The organism is Shimia sp. R11_0, assembly GCF_017744035.1.
GTDB classification, from domain to species: Bacteria; Pseudomonadota; Alphaproteobacteria; order Rhodobacterales; family Rhodobacteraceae; genus Shimia; species Shimia marina.
In genome coordinates this window covers 583,439-605,312 of the sequence record NZ_JAGHQY010000001.1, presented here as the reverse complement: position 1 = coordinate 605,312, position 21,874 = coordinate 583,439, and the positions used below count along the sequence as shown (strand labels likewise).

Sequence of the window (21,874 nt, the reverse complement as noted above, 5' to 3'; positions counted from 1 at the left end):
CTCCCCAATTCCTGCAATTAAGGAGCCACTCGTGACAGAAAACGTCAAGATCAACCGCGGTCTCAAGGGTATTTACTTCGAACGCTCCGGCGTCAGTCACATCGACGGAGCCAAGGGGGAACTCTCTTATCGTGGCTATTCCATCCATGATCTCGCTACCCAATCCACGTTTGAAGAAGTGTGCTATCTCCTGATCCATGGTGAGCTGCCCACGGAAGCTGAACTTGCCGATTTTGATGCTGCCCTCAAAGCGGCGCGCGACCTGCCTCCAGCGATCTATGAGATTATCCGCGCCACCAAAGACGGCCATCCGATGGATGTGCTGCGCACAGCCGTTTCAGCCCTCGCCGCGCTTGAAAGTGACAGCCAAAACACCGGCGCGGAGGCGTTTCTATCAAATGGTTTGCGCCTCACCTCGCAGGTGCCAATGATCATCGCCGCGCATGAAAACATCCGCAACGGACGTGATCCTGTGCCCGCCGACAAAACGCTCAGCCATGCCGCCAACTGGCTCTGGATGCTGAAAGGGGAGAAGCCTTCTGAGGACGCCGCCAAGCTTGCGGATGTGGATTTTATCCTGCACGCCGAACACGGCGCCAATGCGTCTTCATTTGCCGCGCGCGTGACCATAGGCACAGATACAAACCTTCATGGCGGCATCGTGACCGCGCTCTCCACGCTGGCAGGCCCAGCCCATGGCGGCGCAGCAGAAGACGTGATGAAAATGGTGCAGGAGATTGGCACGCCAGAAAACGCGGCCGCCTATGTCAAAGCAAAACGCAAGAACCGCGAAGCTGTCACCGGCTTTGGCCACCGCGTCTACCGTGCAGAGGATCCGCGCGCGCGCCACATGCGGGATGGCGTCAAGAAACTCGGCGAAGAAATGGGCGCGCCGGAATGGTATGAAATCCTGCAAGGCGTCGTAGACGCCATGAAGCCTTACGCGCGCCATGGCCTAAACGTGAACGTCGACTTTTATTCCGGCGTCATCTACCAACTGCACGGCATCCCGATGGATCTCTATGTGCCGATCTTCGCAATTGGCCGTATGCCGGGCTGGATCATCCAGTGCATGGATCAGCAAGACAGCAACATCCTGATACGCCCCCTGACACTTTACAATGGTCCAGACATGCGCGCTTACACGCCTGTGTCAGAGAGATAAATCCCCGCCCAACGCCAACATTGCCTTGACCAACAGGACCGGTTTGTCTCTGCTGACAGAAAGAAGGATTTCCCCGCTTGCGTGCGACAAACAGAACTGGATCCCCCGGCCTCCTCTCCTCGCAGATCAAAATGCGCATAAAGGAGGCGTTTCATAAGAACTTCCCCGGTGTCGCCGTTGCAATTACCGTGGCCGCTACGGCGCAACTTCTCTCTGAGCATCATGGCGCGCCAGCTATGCTGCTGGCACTCCTCTTTGGGATCGCCCTGAACTTTCTTGGAGAGGAGGGCCGCACCGTGGCCGGTGTCGGCTTCTCCGCCCGCACCCTCCTGCGCATTGGCGTTGCCCTGTTGGGTGTGCGTATTTCTGCCATGTCGGTGATGGCTCTGGGTTGGTCTCTGATCGCTTTGACCATTCTGGGCGTCGCAACCACCATTGGTTTTGGTTTGTTTATCGCCCGATTTCTGGGCCACAAGTGGCGGTTTGCCACGCTGACCGCAGGGTCCGTTGCCATCTGCGGCGCCTCTGCCGCTATGGCTATCGCCGCCATCCTACCTAAGGATGATCGCAGCGAAGAACGCCTGCTCTTCACGGTGATGGGCGTGACCGTGATGTCCACCATCGCCATGATCGCCTATCCGGCCATCGTGACCCAACTCGAGTTGGGTGATCAAATGGCCGGTGTCTTCTTAGGGGGCACAATCCATGACGTGGCACAAGTTGCAGGCGCAGGGTTCTCCATATCTCAGGAAGTCGGCGACACGGCCGTCCTGGTCAAGCTGATCCGCGTGTCCATGCTTGCCCCCGTTGTTCTGATTGCGTCGCTCCTGATCCGCAGCTTGGTAAAAACCCCCACAACCGGCGAGCGCCCCCCAATTCTGCCCGGGTTTGTGCTCGGTTTTTTGGCGCTGGCAACGCTCAATACATTTGGCGCGATCCCTGCGCCAATATGTGACCTTCTCAGCGACATGTCCCGCTACTTCCTGCTCACAGCAGTGGCGGCTGTGGGCATGAAAACCAATCTCAAACAGGTGCTCGGCGTTGGCGGTGCAGCCATTGCGCTCATCATTGTCGAAACCCTGTTCATTGCAGGCTTTATTCTCGCGGGGATTTACTTGCTCACCTAGAAACGCGCCAAGGGAGGCCAGATGACATTCCAGCAACCCGCCCTCAATACAAGCCCTCACGTCTCTGACGAAATTCGTCAGACAACCTGTTATATGTGCGCCTGCCGATGCGGCATCAATGTGCACATGAAAGACGGCAAAGTTGCCTATATCGAAGGGAACCGCGACCACCCGGTCAACAAGGGCGTGCTCTGCGCCAAAGGGTCTGCGGGGATCATGCAGGTGAACGCGCCTTCACGGCTCAAAAAACCCCTTAAGCGCGTTGGCCCACGCGGGTCAGGCGAATTTGAAGAGATCAGTTGGGAAGAGGCGATGAACACCGCCGTGGGCTGGCTCACGGAACTGCATGAAACCGCCCCGCACAAACTCGCTTTCTTCACAGGCCGCGACCAATCCCAAAGTTTCACAAGCTTCTGGGCACAGCATTTCGGCACCCCCAACTACGCAGCACATGGCGGCTTCTGCTCGGTCAACATGGCGGCGGCAGGCATTTACACAATGGGCGGAGCCTTCTGGGAATTTGGGCAGCCTGATTGGGACCACACAAAACTCTTCATGATTTTTGGCGTCGCTGAAGACCACGACAGCAACCCGATCAAAGCAGGCATCGGCAAGATCAAAGCACGCGGAGCCAAGGTCATCGGCGTGAACCCTGTGCGATCCGGCTACAACGCCGTGGCAGACGAATGGGTCGGCATCACTCCGGGCACCGACGGGCTGTTTATTCTCGCCCTCATTCATGAGCTGATGAAGGCGGGCAAGATCGACCTGCATTACCTCGCACAATACACCAATGCAGCCGTGCTGGTAGACGCGGAAACCGGCCTACTGATGCGCGATGCGGATGGCAAAGAACTGGTAATTGACCGCACCACCGGCAAACCCACGCCTTTTGACCAAAAGGGCGTGCGCCCCGACCTGTCCGCGACCTATCGCAAAGCAGGCGTCACCCATCGCACGGTGATGCACCTGATGGCGGAGAAATACCTTGATCCCCAATACGCGCCGGAAAACGTGGCCGAGAAAACCGGCATCTCCGCCCAAAAGATCAAAACCATCGCCGCCGAACTGGCCCGCGTCGCTTTTGACGAGGCCTTTGAGCTGGAACAGGACTGGACGGACTTCCGTGGCGAAACCCACAAGACCATGACAGGTCGCCCGGTCAGCTTCCACGCCATGCGCGGAATTTCCGCCCATTCCAATGGTTTCCAGACCTGCCGCGCCCTGCATGTGCTGCAAATCCTTCTGGGCACGGTCGAAGTTCCCGGCGGTTTCCGCTTCAAGCCCCCCTATCCCAAGCCGGCGTCCGCTCACCCAACGCCACACGGCTATGGCCGCCCGGGCAAACCCCTCGCTGGTCCGCATCTCGGCTTCCCGCGTGGCCCCGAAGACCTGCAGATCAATGAGGACGGCACGGCCTGCCGGATTGACAAGGCGTTCACATGGGAAAACCCCATGTCCGTGCATGGCCTCATGCATATGGTGATCTCAAACGCCCACGCCCAAGATCCTTATCCGATCGACACGCTGTTCATGTACATGGCCAACATGTCGTGGAACTCCACGATGAACACCTCTGGCGTGATTAAGATGCTGACCGACCGCAATGATGATGGCGGCTATCGCATCCCGCGCATCATCTATTCCGATGCCTACAGCTCAGAAATGGTCGCTTACGCCGATCTGATCCTGCCAGACACCACCTATCTGGAGCGCCACGACTGTATCTCGCTGCTCGACCGCCCCATTTGTGAGGCCGATGGCGCCGCTGACGCCATCCGCTGGCCGGTGGTGGAGCCGGATCGCGACGTGCGCGGCTTCCAATCCGTCCTGATCGAGTTGGGCGCGCGCATTGGACTGCCACATTTCCTCAATGAGGATGGCACCCCCAAATGGAAAGACTACGCCGATTATATCGTGAATCATGAACGTCGCCCGGGCGTCGGCCCGCTCGCGGGCTTCCGTGGCGAGGAGGGCGATCAGTTTGGCCGCGGCAAGGTGAACCCGCAGCAGCTACAGCGCTACATCGACAATGGCGGCTTCGCCATCGAACATGTGCCCGACAATGCGCGCTATATGAAACCATGGAACCAGCACTATCAGGACTGGGCGGTGCAGATCGGCCTTTATGACGCGCCCCAACCCTTCTTGTTCCAACTCTATGTGGAACCGATGCGCAAGTTCCAGCGCGCCGCCGAAGGGCATGGCGACATCCAGCCGCCAGATCATCTGCGTGACCGTCTAAAGCAGGTGATGGACCCGCTGCCGATCTGGTATGAACCGCTGGAAGATGGTCGCGTTGACCCGGACGAGTTTGATGTACATGCGCTCACGCAACGCCCGATGGCGATGTATCACAGCTGGGGCACCCAAAATGCTTGGCTACGTCAGTTGCACGGGGAAAACCCGCTCTACCTGCCAACCAAACTCTGGAACAAACATGGTTTTGAAGAAGGCGACTGGGCACGCGTGACCTCTGCGCATGGCGCTATCACTGTCCCTGTGGCCCATCAGTCAGCATTGAATGAAAACACCGTCTGGACGTGGAATGCCATTGGCAAGCGCCGTGGCACCTGGGCGCTCTCTGAAGATGCGCCGGAAGCCAACCGGGGCTTTTTGCTCAACCATCTGATCCACGAGCTTCTGCCGCCCAAAGGGGATGGCCTGCGGTGGGCCAATTCTGATCCCATCACCGGACAGGCCGCTTGGTTTGATCTGCGTGTGAAAATCGAAAAAGCGGCCGTGCCTGTTGTGGCGCAACCGACCTTTGCCCCCATCACATCACCTGTGCCGCAAGGTCCGGAAACACTCACATGGAAGGTCGGCAAATGAGTATGACCTCAATTCAAAGAGCGAGGCTCCGCACCTCCGCGATAAAGCTGCAATACCGACACAATACAGAGGTCAAAACATGACTGATCTCCCAACCCAAACCAACCGCAAGCTCGGCCTCGTGATCGATCTGGACACCTGTGTTGGCTGCCACGCCTGCGTGATCTCCTGCAAAGGCTGGAATACGGAAAACTACGGCGCGCCTTTGTCTGATCAACGCCCCTATGGCACAGAACCCATGGGCACATTCCTCAACCGCGTACACAGCTATGAGGTACAGCCCGAGGACGGCACAACGCAGACCGTCCACTTCCCAAAGTCTTGTTTACATTGCGAAACCGCACCTTGCGTGACCGTCTGTCCTACAGGGGCCAGCTACAAACGGGTTGAGGATGGCATTGTTCTGGTCAATGAGGATCACTGCATCGGCTGTGGCCTTTGTGCCTGGGCCTGCCCCTACGGCGCGCGTGAGTTGGATCAGGAAGAGGGTGTGATGAAGAAATGCACCCTGTGTGTCGATCGCATCTACAATGAAAACCTGCCCGAGGAAGACCAAATTCCATCCTGCGTGCGCACCTGCCCCGCAGGCGCTCGCCACTTCGGCGACCTGTCTGATCCAAATTCAGACGTCAGCCAACTTGTTGAAAGCAGAGGCGGATTCGACCTCATGCCGGAAATGGGCACCAAACCTGTGAACAAATATCTGCCCCCAAGACCCAAGGATTCCTGGGATGATCAGAGCCTTCTGGCTCCGCTTCTGAAACCTGTGGCCGAAGAGCCGACCGGTTTCCTCGGATGGCTCGACAAAGCGCTGGATAAACTGCCCGGAGGGTCTGCCTGATGCATCCCGCACCATCCGTCATCATCTTTTCCACCCTCTCTGGTCTTGGGTTCGGCCTTCTATTCTGGCTTGGCATCGATCTGACGCCCCCAACAGGCGGAGTGGCTTTTGCTTTCTTTTTCATAGGCTTTGCTTTGGCGGTGGGCGGGCTTTTGTCCTCTACCTTCCACCTTGGCCACCCAGAACGCGCCTGGCGTGCGCTTAGCCAATGGCGGACCAGTTGGCTCAGTCGCGAGGGCATCTGTGCCGTCGCCGCGCTCTGCCTCATGGGGCTCTACGCGCTCTGCCTGATCTTCTTTGCCACACATATCGTGATCTTAGGCTGGATCGGAGCGCTACTGTCACTGCTGACTGTCTTTACGACTTCGATGATCTATGCCCAGCTCGATACTGTCCCGCGTTGGAAAACCCCATTAACGCCAGCACTGTACCTCAGTTTCTCGCTGGCAGGGGGGGCTCTGTTGTCAGGCCGCATCACGATTGCCATCGTCTTGCTGGCCATCGCGGCTGTCATCCAAATCCTCTGGTGGATAAGGGGCGACAGCGCGCTAACCAGTAGCGGCACAGATATGGGCACCGCCACAGGATTGGGCGACCGCGGCACTGTGCGTTCTATGGCGCATCCACACACCGCGCCGAACTATCTGGTCAAGGAGTTCATCTATGTGATCGGCCGCAAACACGCCCAGAAACTGCGTGTGATTGCTTTTGTGCTCACCTTCGCACTGCCCTTGGTGATCTTGACGCTTCTACCCTTCAGCCACATCCTGGCTGGAATTGCTGTACTCAGCCATATCGCAGGCGTTGCCACATCCCGCTGGCTGTTCTTTGCAGAGGCCGAACATGTGGTCGGCCTCTACTACGGCATGCGTTAACGCGCCTTCCCGCGCCAGGTATCAAGCCAGGCGCGGAACCGGCCGCGCTTTTCGGTGATATTGTCGCCAGCGGCATCCCAGCTGTCCGCCACATCATCGAGCACAGGGTCGATCCGCGCCTCGCGGAACCGCCGCCAGCGCACATAGACCGCCCAGAAAAGCGCCGCCATAAGTGTCAGGAAAATGATGTTGAACCATGGAATGATGGTCACATCCGGCCCGGCTACAGGTTTGATCCCCACCGCGTTGGGAAAGGCGGAAAAGAACTCGTTGCGCCAGCCATAATGTGTGATCACCACCCACTCAGGATCCGCCTTGGTGGACACCAGATCACTCGCTTCTGTATAGAGGTTGGCCGTGTCAAACTTGAAATAGGGAGGCCAGCTCCAACCCGTATCTTCATTGCGATAGACCCGCGCATTTTCATTGGCATCAAAGGCCTGAATGAACTGCACATCCCGGTTGACCAACCCTTCGGATTGCGTGTCTGGTTTAGACCAGAAAATCCGCGTCCAGTCTCCCAATTCCTGCCGCTCTTCATAGGTGCCAACAACCCGCACCACATCATGCTGTGGCAGCGTATAGTGCAGCCAAGCTGCCAAACCGCCCCAAACGAGGACCCGGAAAATCCATTTAGCATAAACCATTTAAGCTGCCCTTACATAAAGTTGATCACGTAGATGAGGATCGCCACAAGCGTAACAGGAACGATATAGACACCTAAGATCAATTTGCGACGCAAAGAGCCATCATATTCTTCAAGACCCTGCGCAATAAAGGCATCCCGATCCCCTGTCATGCCCTCTTTCTCCCATCGCGCCTTAAGTTTGCCGCGCCGTACCGCACGAGAATAGAATGACAGGCAGACATAGATCACCGTCAGCACCACAAAGCCGATCACCATCAATCTCACAAGTGCCATGCTGTGCCCTCCTTAAGTTCGCCCTACTGCACCCCAAGGGCCCACACGCGCAATCATATCATCGCTGACTCGACGACGAGATACCCGTGGCATTTCAAATGGCGTGTCAAAGCCAAACAGTGCTTCACGTGCGCCCACTTTATCCACCAGATATTCCCGCTCCAGAAAGTCTACGACAAAGCTTTTCTTGGTCTCTGACCATCCGCGATACAGGCGATAAAACGCCTCTTTGTGGCAGATAAACAGCTGACGGATATCTTTGGGGGCGAGTTCTGCAAGCAGCATATTCACCAAATCAGCCTGATCCGTATCCGTGGCCCGCAGGGTGTAGAAATAAGCCGGATGGTCGCTGGTCACCTTGGGCCATTTGCCATTGTTATCTGCCCAATCCACCATCTGTCGCAGCGCGTGATATTCCGGCGGCAATCGGTCTGCATGATTGCGCGCCAGTCTGCGAATGTCGCTGCGTGTCGCGCCAGTCAGGTCTACCCCCGCTTCTTGCGCAGCATCCACGACAATGAAATCCATCTTCTGACGCAAAATCGCGCTGCCATCGACGCCGCGTGCTTTCACAATTGGCTCGGCCAGATCGTTGTAATCCAGAAACTTCGCGATTTGATTTCGGTCTTTAAAATCAAAGGTATATTTGATCGCCAACTTGCCCAGATCGGCCTTATCCCCGGCGGTGATCACCGCCGGATGCGCCAAGCCCCGAAACAGATAAACCCCACCAAAATGCGCGGTCCAGTAATCCTGCTGATCAAATTCCATATGTTGGAGCGTCACTGGATTGCGCGTCACATCTCCGGTCTTTTTCGCCAGCGTGATCATCTCCGCTATCAGCACATCATCAAACCAGCCGTCTTCCTCCTGCGTGAACCGATCCGCCAGCTGACCCAGCTTTTCCGCATCGCGCAGCGTGCCTTCTGTTGTGTCCGCCTCAATGGTGACCTTGCGGATGTCCATCAACCGACTGGGTTCGCTAACTGAGAACACCGAGTTCACCAACTCACCCGCCACCGCATCCCGCGCAGTCAGCGCAAAGAGCTGCGGCTCGTTTTCCTCGATAAAATGGCGCAGAATGTCCCGACTGGTTGAGAACTTCGCATTCAGCAACGGCGCAGTTTTCTGCTCGGTGGTGAGCAAAATAAACTGCCGGTTACAGCCCCCGTGGTTGAGATACAGCGGATCATCCAGCTCATCGCCGATCTCCGGGCTAAAGCCCGAAATATCGATGTGAAAATCGGTGAGGCTGGTGGTTTTGCCCGTCAGATGTTTGAGCGCACGATTGTACCGCTCCACCAGAACAGGCGAGGCCACCTCGATCAGATTGCCAAACATCAGGCCACGTTCAATGAGACGCTTCATATGTCATCCTCGCCAAAACGTTTTTGCCTTCCCAACGCCAAAGCTAAGACTAACGCAGGAACAAAGAAAACCGATATCATCATCATTTGAAAACGCGCGTATCTCCAAAACTGCGGGGCATCTGCATGACCATCCAAGGTATCCGTCAACGAAGCAAAGCAAAGCGCAAGCACAATGCCAGCTGCGACGACGACGATGGCCCCAAGGCCAAGTTGCCTTAACGCAACAAGAAGGAAAAATGATTTATTTTTCAGGGCTTTCCTTGATGCTTTCTGCGCCTTACCACACATCGCAAAAGCCAAGGCGACACCTAAAAACAAAGGCAAAAATAGAGCAACTAGTCCGATCATAGAGCACCGTTATTCAGCATTTCGCACTCCCCTTGGGGAGTACTGCCCCCAGGCGCTTAAACATCGCATTTCTCCGATTTTCTGATCTCTCGATTGATGCCGCTCACAAACAGACCATTCAGCAATGGCCAGAACAATCATCAATAAAGGCAATCCAAGTCCAGCCATCCAGAGGCGATCAAGGGAGTTGATTTCAAAATCGTTGAAAGCACTGCCATGCCCCAACGCCGTATAGACAAAGAGTAAAGCGACAGAGAGCAAAAACGGTACTCTAAACCTTAGGTCTAACGTTTCTCCCACGGGCAGCTTTTTTCTTTCGCGACCGACCCACCATGCAAGGAGAAGCAGCCCCAAAATAGATCCGAAGACAACAAAATAGAATGCGTAGAGAAGCGCTATCATCACCGATCCTCCAACACCTGATCCCGCCCACGCCGCGTTTCAACAGCCTGCGCATGGCCAAACCACGCCAACCCCAAAAGCGGCAGCCAGACGATCCCCGCCATCAAGGACAGTCGTAAATGCACCCAGAGCGCGCCAAAGGGATCAATCTCAAAATGCCCCAGCGCCTCAAACCCGCGCATCTGTGTAACCACCACAGAAACCAAGATCCCAATGGCCAGCAAAAACCCCGCTGACAGGGCAATCCCATGGATCACCTTGCCATGGGACCGCGTCTCGCGATCCACCAGCAGGCGTGGCAACAGCACTGCCAAGAGCGCAAGCACACCCAGAGGCACCGCCGTGTTCCAGAAGCCTATGCTGTCGATCACAAACACTAGGCTTTGCCCTCCAGATACCGCCGCTTCGCCGCCTCAGACCGCTGCATGTCGCGCACCATATTGGCAATCGCCACCTCATCGGATTTATCAGCATAGCGGAACTCACTGTCCGCATAGCGGTTGATCTCCTGCACCACCATGTCGGTGGTGATTGGCACCCGCAGTTCGCCAATCATGGCTTTCTTGGTGTCATAGTCTTTGGTCAGGAAAAGCTCCGGCTGCTCCATCCATGCGTCGGGCAGTTCAAAATCCATCGCCCGCACTTTGACTGCATCGGTGATGTTCTTGATCGCCCGCCCGGTAAAGCGCGGATCCGCTTCCTGAATGGCTTTCAGATAGGTGCCCATCTTGGCAATAGTGTCCAGCTCACCAACCTGCCCATGCACCTTGTCAAAGACATTGAGCAGGCCTTCCTCATGCGGCCGATTGTGGCTTTCAAAGCTTGCTGCCACAGCTTTCTGAATGGCCTGCGCCTCAAACAGCTCATGATCCCCCAGCGCGATGTCATGGTTCTTACCCATCAAGAGCGCAAGGATGTCGATGTAGTCCTCCCGTGTTTGCGGCCCATCCACCAGGAACCGCGCCCCGGCCCGCTGGCGCAGCGCATCATCCACATTCTCAGGATAGTTGGAGAACATCCCAAAAGTGCAGTTGCCCCGCACCACCGTATTGGCTCCAGCAAAGGCTTCCATAAAGACCGCGGTGACCTCTTGTTGACCCGCCGAACTCTGCCGATCGCCACGTTTGCCTGCGATCTGATCAATGTCGTCGATTGTGCCAAAGCCTATCACCTGCGGATCCAGCACATTGGCCACAAAAGACTTGGCATTCTGGCCAGACTTGCCCTGATAACTGTCGATATTGTCGATGCCAAAGTTCTGATAGCGAAAGGCATAGCCCGCAACCTGACAATAATCGTTGATCAACCCAGCCATCATCTGAATAAGCGTGGTTTTCCCGGTCCCCGGTGCGCCATCGCCCATAAAGGTAAAGATAAACCCACCCAGTTCAGCAAAGGGGTTGAGCCGCCGGTCGAAATCATAAGCCATCAACATCTTGGCCAGCTTCATGGCCTGATATTTGGCGATGTGATTGCCCACCACCTCATTGGGCTTTTTGAAACTCATGGTCAGCGTCGTGCCTTTGGCCACCCGCGCAGGCGTAAACCCGTTGATCGTCAGATCATCCGCCTCGACCTTCCAGCTAACCCCCACAAAGGCCCCAAGCTGCGGCGCGTTCTGCGCCCGTAAAGCCAGCTTCTCCATCAACTGCTCAGCATAGGCACAAACACAAGCGATCAACTGATCCTCCCGGCTGACCAACGCGGCAATATCCTGATCAAGCTCCCACAACGCGCCGTGCAGCGCCAACAGTGCATTATCGGTAAGGATTTCCTCAACCTCACCAACCTCAACCTGGGTCTCCCCCAACAAGGGCGCCAACAGAAACGAGGTTGCATTGGCAAAAACATAAGTGACCGCCAAAGCCTCCGCCGCCAAAAGTTCGGAAAACGCCGTCTTCTTATCCGCACCAAGCGCGCCCGCAAGATTGTCCCGCTTCAGATCTGCCAAGCCCGCGGCCTCGGCAAAATTCTCCCCAACCGCCAACGCAATTGCCAAGGCGCGCCGCAGCCCATGCAGCACATTGGCCTGAACCGGGGACACCAGCGGATCTTCCGCCCCTGCCCCCTCAATACGCTCCACCAGATGCACCCCCTCTGGGCGCGCCGTGGAACGGGTCACCAAACCCGGCGTGGTGCTGCGAAACCGCCGCCGCGTGCCAATCCCGCTGGAGCGCTCCGGCTGTGCTACCGTCTCTTTACCCTTGGCAATGCGGGGCGTGTGATCAAACCCATCCAACATCCCCACAGCCGCGTCATAATGTTTGCGAATATCCTCTTCGCGCAGCTCCATCTGATCGCTCATCAGGCTCATCGTTTTGCGTCCTCAAACTTCTTCTGTCTCAAATTACTCGCACCGCAGGCTCGGCCTTCAGGACCAAATCAATATCTCAAAACCCTTCCCTGGGGGCTGACCACATATTTTTTGACGCTGCCAAATCCGGGAGGATTTAGCTCTTCCAATGCCTGAAACGGTCGTTGCGGCAGAATGATCGCCCGCTCCATGCGCGTTGCCCCGGTGTCACCAGCCCGACCGGCAAAAGGATCCAGAGCAAAGACCTCTCGCTCTACTGAGCCAAACCAGCCGGAGCGCTCATCTTTTACACTTTCACTGACCAGATCTTCTGTGGTCCAAGCCAATGTCCAATCTTCACCCTCAGGTGCCCGCGCCGCCTCAAGAACCTCACGAATTGGCCCGGATTGCCGTGTAAAGGCGCTGGAATACATCGGCCCCACGTGAATACGCCGCAAGCGCTTGGGGTGCAGATCGTCAAAGCTCTCATCAAAGCCCTTGGCAATGGTCACAAGCTTCAACCCTGCAACCGCCTGCGCCATCAGATGCGCCTGCACCTCCGGCCAGCGCCGCTCATCCTTGGGCAGTGCCCGCCGTCCGGTGTCTTCCAGATCCAGGATATAGATCGTCGGCAGGTTGACCTGACTGTCATAGACCGCCCAATGCAACAGAAATTTACGCCGCCGCTCCGACAGATTGCCCAGCCAGCGCACCTCTGGATGGTTCTGCGCCCAGAACAGCTGCCCCTTGAGCAGTTCCTCATAATAAAGCCGCTGACTTAATGCGAATTGCAGCTTTGTGGGAATGTCCTGATCGCCAATAATGCTGCGCAGCATGCCCTCTTTAAGCTGTTCCGCAGAGGGCATATTGCGCAGATGGCTTTCTGCCTGCTGGGCATCATTGGCCATCACCAACAGCTCATTGAACATCGGAAAGCCGCTTTCCACCGCGTCCATCGCGAGGCTGCCAAAGAACTGCCCGGTCTGCCGCCCCACCAGCAGATACTTCATGCTCAGCGCTTTAAAGGTATAGCCAATAGCCGCGAGATACCGCGTGAGGATTTCCACCTCATTTTTGCCGAGCGCCCCCTCAGCTGCCCGCGCCGCAGCGACCTGTGTCAGATGCTCCGTGATGCGCGCAAACTTCTGAAAATACCGCCGCGACGCGCGGGTCTCCATCAGAGCGATGTGGTCTTTGGTTGTGTCGGTCATTTTCCCTCGCAGAGGTACCTCTTATTGCGGTTCCTACTGTCTCGAACTTTTTTGGAACTGAATGTTATTCATCAGAAGAGCCAATATCAGCACTCCAAAATGGGTCTTTTTCTTTCGGTAATGTAACACCTTCCGGCAACCGACTTACCGCCAACTTAGTAAGATGAAACTCTGATGCGTAGAAAGCCACAATACCGAGTATCTGAGGCCAAAACTTTTGCAAAAATCCCGCTCCAAGCCATCCAATCAAAATGAACGCCCACATCCAATACTGAAGCTTATACGCGTATCCTGGCAGAACAACGAGTCCTTGGTCCACGGCAGCTCGCCAACTTGAAACCGGTCGATCGGTATTAGTATCGGCAAGCTTTAGAGGATGCGTTGCCGGCACAAACCAAAAAACTAAACTTCGAAGAACACGCCAAAAAAACCACGCGATTGGGACTAGAAAAACAACTGGTGCCCATATCTCCAACTTAGGCACGAGAGTGTCGCGGAACGACTTCGGAAACAGCCCATCATGCAGCATCATTAGAAAGACTATTCCGAGGATCAAGATCAGGCCGGGAAGGTAGAATGCAAATCGCAGCATAGGATGCATAGCCTAATGTCCTTCCAACCCGATACAATCACGCCCCATACAGGTTCTTATCGTGCTTCTCGACGATCTTCTGGAACCGCCGTGCAAAGCGTTCATCCGCCTTGGATTTCGCCTCCAACACGTCACGCGCAAACACCATATGCTCCTCATGGGCTTCCATCATGTCCGCCATACGCTGGTTGGTCGCCGTGCCAATCGCCGCCATGGAGGCCTGCGCCTCCTTGTCAGTTTCCACACCAATCTCATTGATGCGGTGCGCAATGTCCTGCTGCTGGGCGGTCTTCAACGATTTGGTCAATGCATCATACAGCACCACGCGTTGCTTGGTGTCTGTTTGCAGCTTGTTAATCAGCACCATCTGCGTCGCTGCTTGGTTCTGCAGACTGTCGACCCAGGTTTTGCCTTTCTCAATATACCGTTCCAGCGTCTGACTCTTGGCCAGTTTCACTTGCTCTTGCTGCACCAGTTCATTGTAAGCTTTGTTGAGATCAGCCAGTTCGGTCTCAAGCTTGGTCCGCGCGGCGGCATCCTGCTCCACCGCAATCTTATTCTCAATCTCGATGATATTGGGGTCCATGCCCAAAATCTCCGTCCGCAGGCTTTCCAGCTCGCCCACGGTAAACTCCCGCTCGTCCAGCGTCTCGGTCAGATTGGCTTCAACCTTCACCTTCTGCTCCTCCAGAACGGCAAGCTGGCTTTCCAGTAGTCTGGTGATCACATCAGATTTCGCAATCAGATCCTGCAGCTTGTCATCAATATTGGCAGTCTTGATGCGCTCCGCCCGCATGGATTCGGATTTGCCACGACTGAAGATGCCCACAAAGCTCTCCCAGCCGGTTTTGTCTCTCATCTGATCAAAATCTTTAGAAAATGCCGCTGTGACATCATCGAGCCCCATAATTAGCTCGGCAATATTGGCATTCATCACCTCGGTATGCGCGTGCACATCGTCCAATGTGGCATTTTCGATATCAATGGCAACATCTGTATCAGTCTTCATCTTGGCCCGCGCCGCATCAATCCGACCTGTCAATTCTGCAATTTTAGTCTGCGCCTCTGCCACCTGCGCTTGAGATTCACGCATTTGCGCTTCAAAATTCGCCATAAAACACTCCTTGTATCAATACGTTGAGACAGACATGGGGAATGTTATAAGCATTTACATCCACCTCGCCTCTAAATCGGTGCAACTGTTGCAAATGTGCACAACAAAAGAAAGGGTGGCTTACTCTCACTCAATCAGTCAGACGGGTGCCAGACGTAACACTTTGTTCCAAGCCACTGCGCAATCTGCGTAAGCTGCGCATCAAATCAAACAACTCAGCCTCTTCCATGCCCGTCGCATCGGCGACACAGCGGCCGATGTCATGGACATTCGCACGCAGTGCCTTTCCTGCTGCCGTCACAGACACACGAACACGGCGCTCATCTTCCGGGTCCCGCGTTCTAACCACAAGCCCGGCTTTCTCCATCCGCTTAAGAAGGGGAGTCAGCGTGCTACTTTGCAGCCCCAACTGTCCCCCCAAGCCGTTCACAGTCTGAGGGCATTGCTCCCACAGCAACACTAAGACCAGGAACTGAGGATAGGTCAGCCCATAAGGCGCTAAGAGCGCTTTGTAGAGGCGCGCAAAAGCATGCTCAGTGCTATAAACTTCAAAGCACAGCATCCGATCCAGAATAGAGTGCGCATCGCTCGACATTAGAAATCCCCTTCACTGAGACATTAAATCGCACGCGATTAAATCACAAGACTTGACGAATCTCGTGCCAACTATCTAAATCGCCCCATATTAAATCGTGCACGATATATTATGGAGACTCACATGCTGCAATCCACACTCTACACCACCTCTGCCACCGCCACTGGTGGCCGCGAGGGCCGCGTCACCTCTCAGGATGGCAAGCTGGACACTGTCCTCTCCACTCCCGCTGAACTTGGCGGTGCGGGCGGCGAAGGCACCAACCCCGAACAAATGTTTGCAGCAGGCTATGCAGCTTGCTTTCTGTCAGCGATGAAATTCATCGCCATGCAGCAAAAAACCACACTACCTGCGGATGCCACAGTCACGGCAACGGTTGGCATTGGCCCACGCGAAGATGCTGGATTTGGACTGGAGGTTGGCTTGAAGGTGACACTGCCAGGTATGGACAAGACAGCCGCAGAAGCACTGATTGCCACGGCTCACGCCACCTGCCCCTATAGCCATGCCACACGTGGCAATCTCGACATTACACCAGAGTTGGCATAAGCGTGTTCAACATGGGCAAAACCGGCCGCCCTTTCAAGGGCGGCCAAATCGAGCCGCGCCCGTCAGGGCGCGACCGCTGGATCACCCCACAACGTTGAATTCAGGACCATAGGGATAGCCGGTGATATTCTCATTGCCGTCGTCTGTGATCACAAGAATATCGTGTTCCCGATATCCTCCCGCGCCCGGCTCACCTTCCGCAATGGTCAGCATCGGCTCCATCGAAATAACCATACCCGGCTCCAGAACCGTCGGAATATCTTCCCGAAGCTCCAATCCCGCCTCGCGCCCATAATAGTGGCTCAGCACACCAAAGCTGTGCCCATAGCCAAAGGTGCGATATTGCAGCAAATCGCGCGCCGCAAAGAACGCATTGATCTGTTCCGTCACCTCAGCGCAGCTCGCGCCGGGCTTGAGCAACGAAATGCCCAGCTCATGCGCCCCCACATTGGCCTCCCACAGCTTCAGGCTGGCATCATCCACCTCGCCCACAAAAAGCGTCCGCTCCAACGCGGTGTAGTAGCCGGAGATCATCGGAAACGTATTGAGCGACAGAATATCCCCACGCTGCAATTTGCGTGCGGTCACGGGGTTATGCGCCCCATCGGTGTTGATCCCGGATTGAAACCAAACCCAAGTGTCGCGATACTCGGCATCCGGGAATCTTTTGGCAATCTCAAGCTCCATCGCATCGCGCCCAGCCATGGCCACGTCAATCTCACGCACGCCTTCCTTGATGGCGTCGCGGATCGCATAGCCCCCTACATCGGCCACCGCGGCCCCGGCCCGGATCAACGCAATTTCCGCCGCACTCTTATGCATACGCTGGCGCATGGTAGGCTCATACAAATCCACCATCTTTGATGGTGCAAGGAAGCTTTGCAACTTGCCCTGCTGCAGCATGGTCAGGTGGTCACTTTCATAGCCAATCGCCGCAGCTTCCCCCGTGATGGATTTGATCGCACGCCAGTAATTGTCGCGCTGCCAATCCGTATAGGTGATATTGTCGCCATAACAGCGCCGCCAGGGTTGCCCGGCATCAATCCCTGCAGAGATAGTCACACAATCCGTGGCGGTCACCACCACCGCATAGGGCCGCCCAAAGGCACAATAGGTGAAACCAGAATAGTAGGACACATTATGCATCGATGTGAACACGGCGGCATCCACCCCATGCGCGGTCATGATGGCGCGCAGTCCCGCCACGCGCGCGGCATATTCCGCCTCAGCAAATTGCAAAGGCGCTTTTTCACCATTGTGGAAACGATAGAATTCAGGACGTGCAGTCATTTCGACCTCCGATCAAAGAGGTCCCGGCGTTCAGGACTGGTAAGATAAAAGCGCATTCCGCGCAGGTGCTACACACCTGGTGTTGGAATGTGGCGACGCCATCGCCAGTGCTGGTTCAGATATTGCACAAATCATGCCGGATTGGACAAGCAAATTCTGGCACAACCCAAGCGCGCACAACCTTGCGCCCAAGTTTTTTGCGCTTACGGTGACATCACAGGAGGCTGCCATGCAAACCGGACCCAACAACCTCATCACCGACATTGCAGGCCTGCGCGTCGGCCATGCACAGGATGACACCCTCAAAAGTGGGGCCAGTGTTCTGATTGGCGCAGCACCGTTCATCTGCGGGGTCAGCGTGATGGGAGGGGCCCCCGGCACTCGGGAAACCGATCTTCTGGCTCCGGACAAAACCGTGCAGCAGGTCGATGCGCTCACCCTATCGGGCGGTTCGGCCTTTGGTTTGGATGCCGCCTCCGGTGTGGCAGATGCACTGCGCCACCAAGGGCGCGGCTTCCCTGTTGGGGGGCAGACCGTGCCCATCGTGCCCGGTGCCATTCTGTTCGATCTGCTCAATGGCGGCGATAAAAGCTGGGGTGACAACCCTTATAAAGCCCTCGGTACTGCAGCGTTGGCTGCGGCGGATACAGAGTTTGCGCTTGGCTCCGTTGGCGCAGGCACCGGCTGCACCCTCGCCTCCCACAAAGGCGGCCTTGGGTCTGCTTCCATAATTTTGCCATCAGGTCATACTGTGGGAGCCTTGGTGGCCGTGAACGCGCTTGGAGACGCCTCCCCGGATGGACAACACTTCTGGGCGGCGCCTTGGGAGATCGACGCCGAATTTGGTGGCACAGGTCTGTTGCCCGACGCACCGACCACACCGCCCAATACCAAGCTGTCCAGCCACAACACCACCATCGCCATTGTCGCCACCGACGCCGCATTGACACAGGCGCAATGCACCCGCATGGCCACAGCCGCCCATGACGGCATGGCGCGCGCTTTGGTCCCGTCACATACCCCGATGGACGGCGATTTGATCTTTGGCGTCAGCACCGATGCCAAACCACTCACCAATGAGACTGCCGACACATTGTGGATAGGTCATGCCGCCGCCACCTGTCTGGCGCGGGCCATTGCGCGGGGTGTCTGGCACGCCACGCCAAAGCCAGGCGATCTTCTGCCCTGCATGAATCCCTAGGCAAACAGCATACGTGCCACGTCACTCTGCGCATCCGCAAAAGCATCAATAACGTCAAAATGGTGCTTCCCGCCTGCCACGATGCGATCACAGCCCCATGCCTCAGACAGCCAGCGCGCCTGATCGAGAAACACAGGCCGCTCCTGCGCCCCAACCAGAACAGTCACCGCCACGCCAGCGCGCGGGCGCTGCCACACCGGGCTTTCCACCTCACATTCCGCCGCATCCAAATGCAGTTTCTCATTCATCGCGGTCAGCATCAGCGGGCGCAGATCCGCAACAGGTGAAATCGGCATGACGCGCGTGATGCGCTGCGCAACCTCTTCCCGCAAGACACCCGCGCAGATCATGCGCGCCACCAGATGGCCGCCAGCCGAATGCCCCGCCAAGACGATTGGTCCCTCAACCATTGCCGAGGCTTTGGTCACGGCCTCAGCAATCTGGCCAGTGATGTCAGAAATCCGCACCTCAGGCGCCAGATCATAAGACGGGACAGCGACAGCCCAACCCTGTGCGACGGCCGCCCGTGCCAGATGGCTCCAATAGGATTTATCAAAGGCCATCCAGTAGCCGCCATGCACAAACACAAAAAGCCCTTTGGCCGCACCTTTTGGCGTGATCAGATCAAGCTTCTGGCGCGCGCCAGCCCCGTAGGCCACATCCTCCTGCGCCCCTGCGGAAGCGCGAAATGCGGCCGCCTCTTTTGCCCACCGCGGTGGAAACCCATCCGCCCCGGCAATATACGCCCCATTGGAATAGGCATCATCCCAATCCATCTCAATCTCCCCCAAACAGATCTATCTGGCACTCTGCGCGAAAGCAGGGGCAAGCTCAAACCGCTTTTGAGAGGGGGCCTCGGGCCTTTAACAAATCTGTCATGACACCGTTACAGGCGCGTCACCTCCCCATGCGACGCCCAGCGCAGAATTCAACATGGAGATGCAAAATGTTGCTGCGCAACCTATGCCTGACCTCCGCGCTGGCCCTGACCGCTGGTCATGCCGCCGCCGAGATGAACTTCAACCGCATCGCCTCGTTCCCTGTTGTCAAAAACATGGCCGAAGGCGAAGACACCCAACGCGAAACCTCCCCGGAAATCATTGCCGCCACCCAAGATGGCATGACTCTGGTCTATACAGACAGCCCGCTGGGCGTGCTGGGTCGCATCGACATCTCCGATCCGAGCAGCCCCCAGCCCCTGGGCAATGTGGCCCTTGTGGGCGAGCCGACCTCTGTTGGCATCATCGGCGATGTCGCCATCGTCGGCGTAAACACCTCTGAAAGCTATACACAGCCCTCCGGCGTGCTTCAGGCCATCAATATCACAGACGGCACCGTCGTCACCTCTTGTGATCTGGGCGGTCAACCAGACAGCGTCGCCATTGCACCGGATCAGAGCTTTGTTTCGGTTGCCATTGAAAACGAGCGTGACGAAGACCTTGGCGATGGCCGCACCGGTCAAATGCCTGCGGGCATGCTGGCCATGGTCTCGCTGACTGATGGCGCGCTCGCCTGTGACACGCTGCGCATGGTCGATATGACGGGCCTCGCAGAGGTCTCCCCCGAAGATCCGGAACCAGAGTATGTTTCGATCAACGCGCTGGGGGAAACGGTTGTGACTCTACAGGAAAACAACCACATGGTGGTTGTCTCCAAAGAGGGTGAGGTGATCTCTCACTTCTCCGCAGGCGCGGTGGATCTGGACGGCATTGATGCCACCGACGAGCGCGGCGCCCTGATCTTCACTGAGAGCCAGAAAGCCCGCCTGCGTGAGCCGGATGCGGTGACTTGGATTGATGACAGTCACTTCGCCACCGCCAACGAAGGCGATATGGATGGCGGCTCCCGTGGCTGGACCATCTTCCACAAGGACGGCACCGTTGTGTACGAAAGCAGCACCGACTTTGAAAAAGCCATCATCCAGATCGGTCACTATCCGGACAAACGCTCTGACAGCAAAGGTGTGGAGCCTGAGAGCGTGACCTTCGCCAGTTTCAACGGCACACCTTATGTGTTTGTAGGGGCCGAACGCGCCTCTGTTGTGGGGGTTTATGATGTCACCAACCCAGCCTCCCCTGTTCTGAAGCAGCTTCTGCCCTCCGGTGTTGGTCCAGAAGGTTATGTGGCCATTCCAGAGCGCAACCTGTTGATTTCGGCGAATGAGAAAGACCTGATCGAAGACGGCGGCGCGCGGGCGCATGTGATGCTTTTTGAATATCAGAATGCACCGGCCTCTTATCCGCATCTGACCTCGGAAGGCGCCGATGAATTGATCGGCTGGGGCGCGCTCTCTGGCATGGTTGCCGACAAGGACGGCATCGTCTGGGCGGTGAATGACAGCTTCTATGGCTTCCAGCCCTCCATCTTCAAAATCGACACCACCCAGACACCGGCCCGCATCGTCGATGTGATCCGCGTCCACCGCCAAAATGGCACGCCTGCGCAGAAGATCGACATGGAAGGCATCACACTTGATGGCAAAGGCGGCTTCTACGTGGCGTCCGAAGGCCGCACCGACCGCGTGGTCCCTCATGCGATTTACCATGTCTCTGCAGAGGGTCTGATTAAGGATCGCAAAGGCGAAATCGGCCTTCCCGCAGAGCTGATGTCTGTTGAAAAACGCTTCGGCTTTGAGGGCATCACCAGAATTGGCGGCACCCTTTGGATGGCGGTGCAGCGGGAATGGAAAGACGACCCCCAAAACCACGTGAAGCTTGTGGCCTATAACCTTGAGACAAAGGAATGGGGCGCCGTGCACTACCCCAAAGCCGAGCCAGCAACCGGTTGGGTCGGTCTCTCAGAAATCGTTGCCCACGGGGACTGGGTCTATGTTGTGGAGCGTGACAATCAACACGACCACCGCGCCGTAACCAAGAAAATCTACCGCATCCCAGCCTCCGAAATGGTGCCTGCCCCCCTGGGTGGCCCCCTGCCTGTGGTGTCCAAAACGCTGGTGCGTGACCTGCTGCCGGATCTCACCTCCACCGGAGGCTATGTTCTGGACAAGGTCGAAGGTCTGGCCATTCTGGAAGATGGCACCGCTTTTTTCTCAACCGACAATGACGGTGTAGATGACCACTCCGGTGAGACCATTTTCCTGAACATCGGCAATATCGAACCTGCCGCCAACTGATCAGACTCTCCCCG

General features: G+C 56.5%; 21 protein-coding genes. 8 read left to right on the top strand and 13 right to left on the bottom strand.

Going from position 1 to position 21,874, the window contains the following annotated elements:
* Positions 1-31 precede the first annotated feature (31 nt).
* From J7382_RS02755 to J7382_RS02735, 5 genes are all read left to right on the top strand, one after another.
* Entirely contained in the window at positions 32-1,165 is a 1,134-nt protein-coding gene (locus J7382_RS02755; RefSeq protein ID WP_209066955.1) for a citrate/2-methylcitrate synthase, read from the top strand.
* Positions 1,166-1,296: 131 nt separating this feature from the next.
* On the top strand, positions 1,297-2,292 hold the full coding sequence (locus tag J7382_RS02750) for a putative sulfate exporter family transporter (protein WP_209066954.1): 996 nt from the start codon (positions 1,297-1,299) through the stop codon (positions 2,290-2,292).
* A gap of 21 nt (positions 2,293-2,313) precedes the next feature.
* On the top strand, positions 2,314-5,124 hold the full coding sequence (locus J7382_RS02745) for a molybdopterin oxidoreductase family protein (protein WP_209066953.1): 2,811 nt from the start codon (positions 2,314-2,316) through the stop codon (positions 5,122-5,124).
* Positions 5,125-5,203: 79 nt separating this feature from the next.
* Positions 5,204-5,965 carry a 4Fe-4S dicluster domain-containing protein gene (locus tag J7382_RS02740; protein ID WP_209066952.1) on the top strand — a complete coding sequence of 254 codons (762 nt, stop codon included), beginning with the start codon at positions 5,204-5,206 and terminating at the stop codon, positions 5,963-5,965.
* Entirely contained in the window at positions 5,965-6,840 is an 876-nt protein-coding gene (locus J7382_RS02735; RefSeq protein ID WP_209066949.1) for a DmsC/YnfH family molybdoenzyme membrane anchor subunit, read from the top strand. The genes J7382_RS02740 and J7382_RS02735 overlap by 1 nt, the downstream gene beginning before the upstream one ends.
* On the opposite strand, the gene J7382_RS02730 is transcribed toward J7382_RS02735, so the two are convergent.
* The 11 genes from J7382_RS02730 to J7382_RS02680 form a co-directional block, all read right to left on the bottom strand.
* Complete coding sequence (locus J7382_RS02730) at positions 6,837-7,487, bottom strand: DUF1523 family protein (RefSeq protein WP_209066947.1); 651 nt, start codon at positions 7,485-7,487, stop codon at positions 6,837-6,839. The genes J7382_RS02735 and J7382_RS02730 overlap by 4 nt on opposite strands.
* 11 nt (positions 7,488-7,498) lie before the next feature.
* A complete protein-coding gene (locus J7382_RS02725; RefSeq protein WP_209066946.1) occupies positions 7,499-7,762 on the bottom strand; it encodes a hypothetical protein in 264 nt (87 codons plus the stop codon).
* A gap of 12 nt (positions 7,763-7,774) precedes the next feature.
* Positions 7,775-9,130, bottom strand: coding sequence for a DUF6638 family protein (locus J7382_RS02720; RefSeq protein ID WP_209066945.1), 1,356 nt, complete (start codon positions 9,128-9,130; stop codon positions 7,775-7,777).
* Positions 9,127-9,480 carry a hypothetical protein gene (locus tag J7382_RS02715; RefSeq protein WP_209066944.1) on the bottom strand — a complete coding sequence of 118 codons (354 nt, stop codon included), beginning with the start codon at positions 9,478-9,480 and terminating at the stop codon, positions 9,127-9,129. The genes J7382_RS02720 and J7382_RS02715 overlap by 4 nt, the downstream gene beginning before the upstream one ends.
* A 9-nt stretch (positions 9,481-9,489) precedes the next feature.
* Positions 9,490-9,882: a hypothetical protein gene (locus J7382_RS02710; protein WP_209066943.1), complete on the bottom strand. Its 393-nt coding sequence runs from the start codon at positions 9,880-9,882 to the stop codon at positions 9,490-9,492.
* The gene (locus J7382_RS02705) at positions 9,882-10,259 is read right to left on the bottom strand and encodes a hypothetical protein (protein ID WP_209066942.1); all 378 of its coding nucleotides are present in this window, start codon (positions 10,257-10,259) and stop codon (positions 9,882-9,884) included. Before J7382_RS02705 ends, J7382_RS02710 begins: the two co-directional genes overlap by 1 nt.
* Positions 10,259-12,196 (bottom strand): ATP-binding protein, encoded by a 1,938-nt coding sequence (locus J7382_RS02700; protein WP_209066941.1) that lies wholly within the window; start codon positions 12,194-12,196, stop codon positions 10,259-10,261. The genes J7382_RS02705 and J7382_RS02700 overlap by 1 nt, the downstream gene beginning before the upstream one ends.
* A 68-nt stretch (positions 12,197-12,264) precedes the next feature.
* A complete protein-coding gene (locus tag J7382_RS02695) occupies positions 12,265-13,386 on the bottom strand; it encodes a hypothetical protein (protein ID WP_209066938.1) in 1,122 nt (373 codons plus the stop codon).
* Between the two features lie 64 nt (positions 13,387-13,450).
* Complete coding sequence (locus J7382_RS02690) at positions 13,451-13,987, bottom strand: hypothetical protein (protein WP_209066936.1); 537 nt, start codon at positions 13,985-13,987, stop codon at positions 13,451-13,453.
* Between the two features lie 28 nt (positions 13,988-14,015).
* On the bottom strand, positions 14,016-15,092 hold the full coding sequence (locus tag J7382_RS02685) for a hypothetical protein (protein WP_209066934.1): 1,077 nt from the start codon (positions 15,090-15,092) through the stop codon (positions 14,016-14,018).
* Positions 15,093-15,222: 130 nt separating this feature from the next.
* Entirely contained in the window at positions 15,223-15,687 is a 465-nt protein-coding gene (locus J7382_RS02680) for a MarR family transcriptional regulator (protein WP_209066932.1), read from the bottom strand.
* A 123-nt stretch (positions 15,688-15,810) separates the two neighbouring features.
* On the opposite strand from J7382_RS02680, the gene J7382_RS02675 reads away from it, so the two are divergent.
* On the top strand, positions 15,811-16,236 hold the full coding sequence (locus J7382_RS02675) for an organic hydroperoxide resistance protein (RefSeq protein WP_209066930.1): 426 nt from the start codon (positions 15,811-15,813) through the stop codon (positions 16,234-16,236).
* 81 nt (positions 16,237-16,317) lie between these two features.
* On the opposite strand, the gene J7382_RS02670 is transcribed toward J7382_RS02675, so the two are convergent.
* Entirely contained in the window at positions 16,318-17,526 is a 1,209-nt protein-coding gene (locus J7382_RS02670; RefSeq protein WP_209066928.1) for an aminopeptidase P family protein, read from the bottom strand.
* A gap of 229 nt (positions 17,527-17,755) precedes the next feature.
* On the opposite strand from J7382_RS02670, the gene J7382_RS02665 reads away from it, so the two are divergent.
* Complete coding sequence (locus tag J7382_RS02665; RefSeq protein ID WP_209066926.1) at positions 17,756-18,727, top strand: P1 family peptidase; 972 nt, start codon at positions 17,756-17,758, stop codon at positions 18,725-18,727.
* Here the strand turns inward: J7382_RS02665 and J7382_RS02660 are convergent.
* Complete coding sequence (locus J7382_RS02660) at positions 18,724-19,503, bottom strand: alpha/beta hydrolase (RefSeq protein WP_209066924.1); 780 nt, start codon at positions 19,501-19,503, stop codon at positions 18,724-18,726. The genes J7382_RS02665 and J7382_RS02660 overlap by 4 nt on opposite strands.
* Before the next feature lie 170 nt (positions 19,504-19,673).
* On the opposite strand from J7382_RS02660, the gene J7382_RS02655 reads away from it, so the two are divergent.
* Positions 19,674-21,860, top strand: a complete 2,187-nt coding sequence (locus J7382_RS02655; protein WP_209066922.1) for an esterase-like activity of phytase family protein — start codon at positions 19,674-19,676, stop codon at positions 21,858-21,860.
* Positions 21,861-21,874 lie beyond the last annotated feature (14 nt).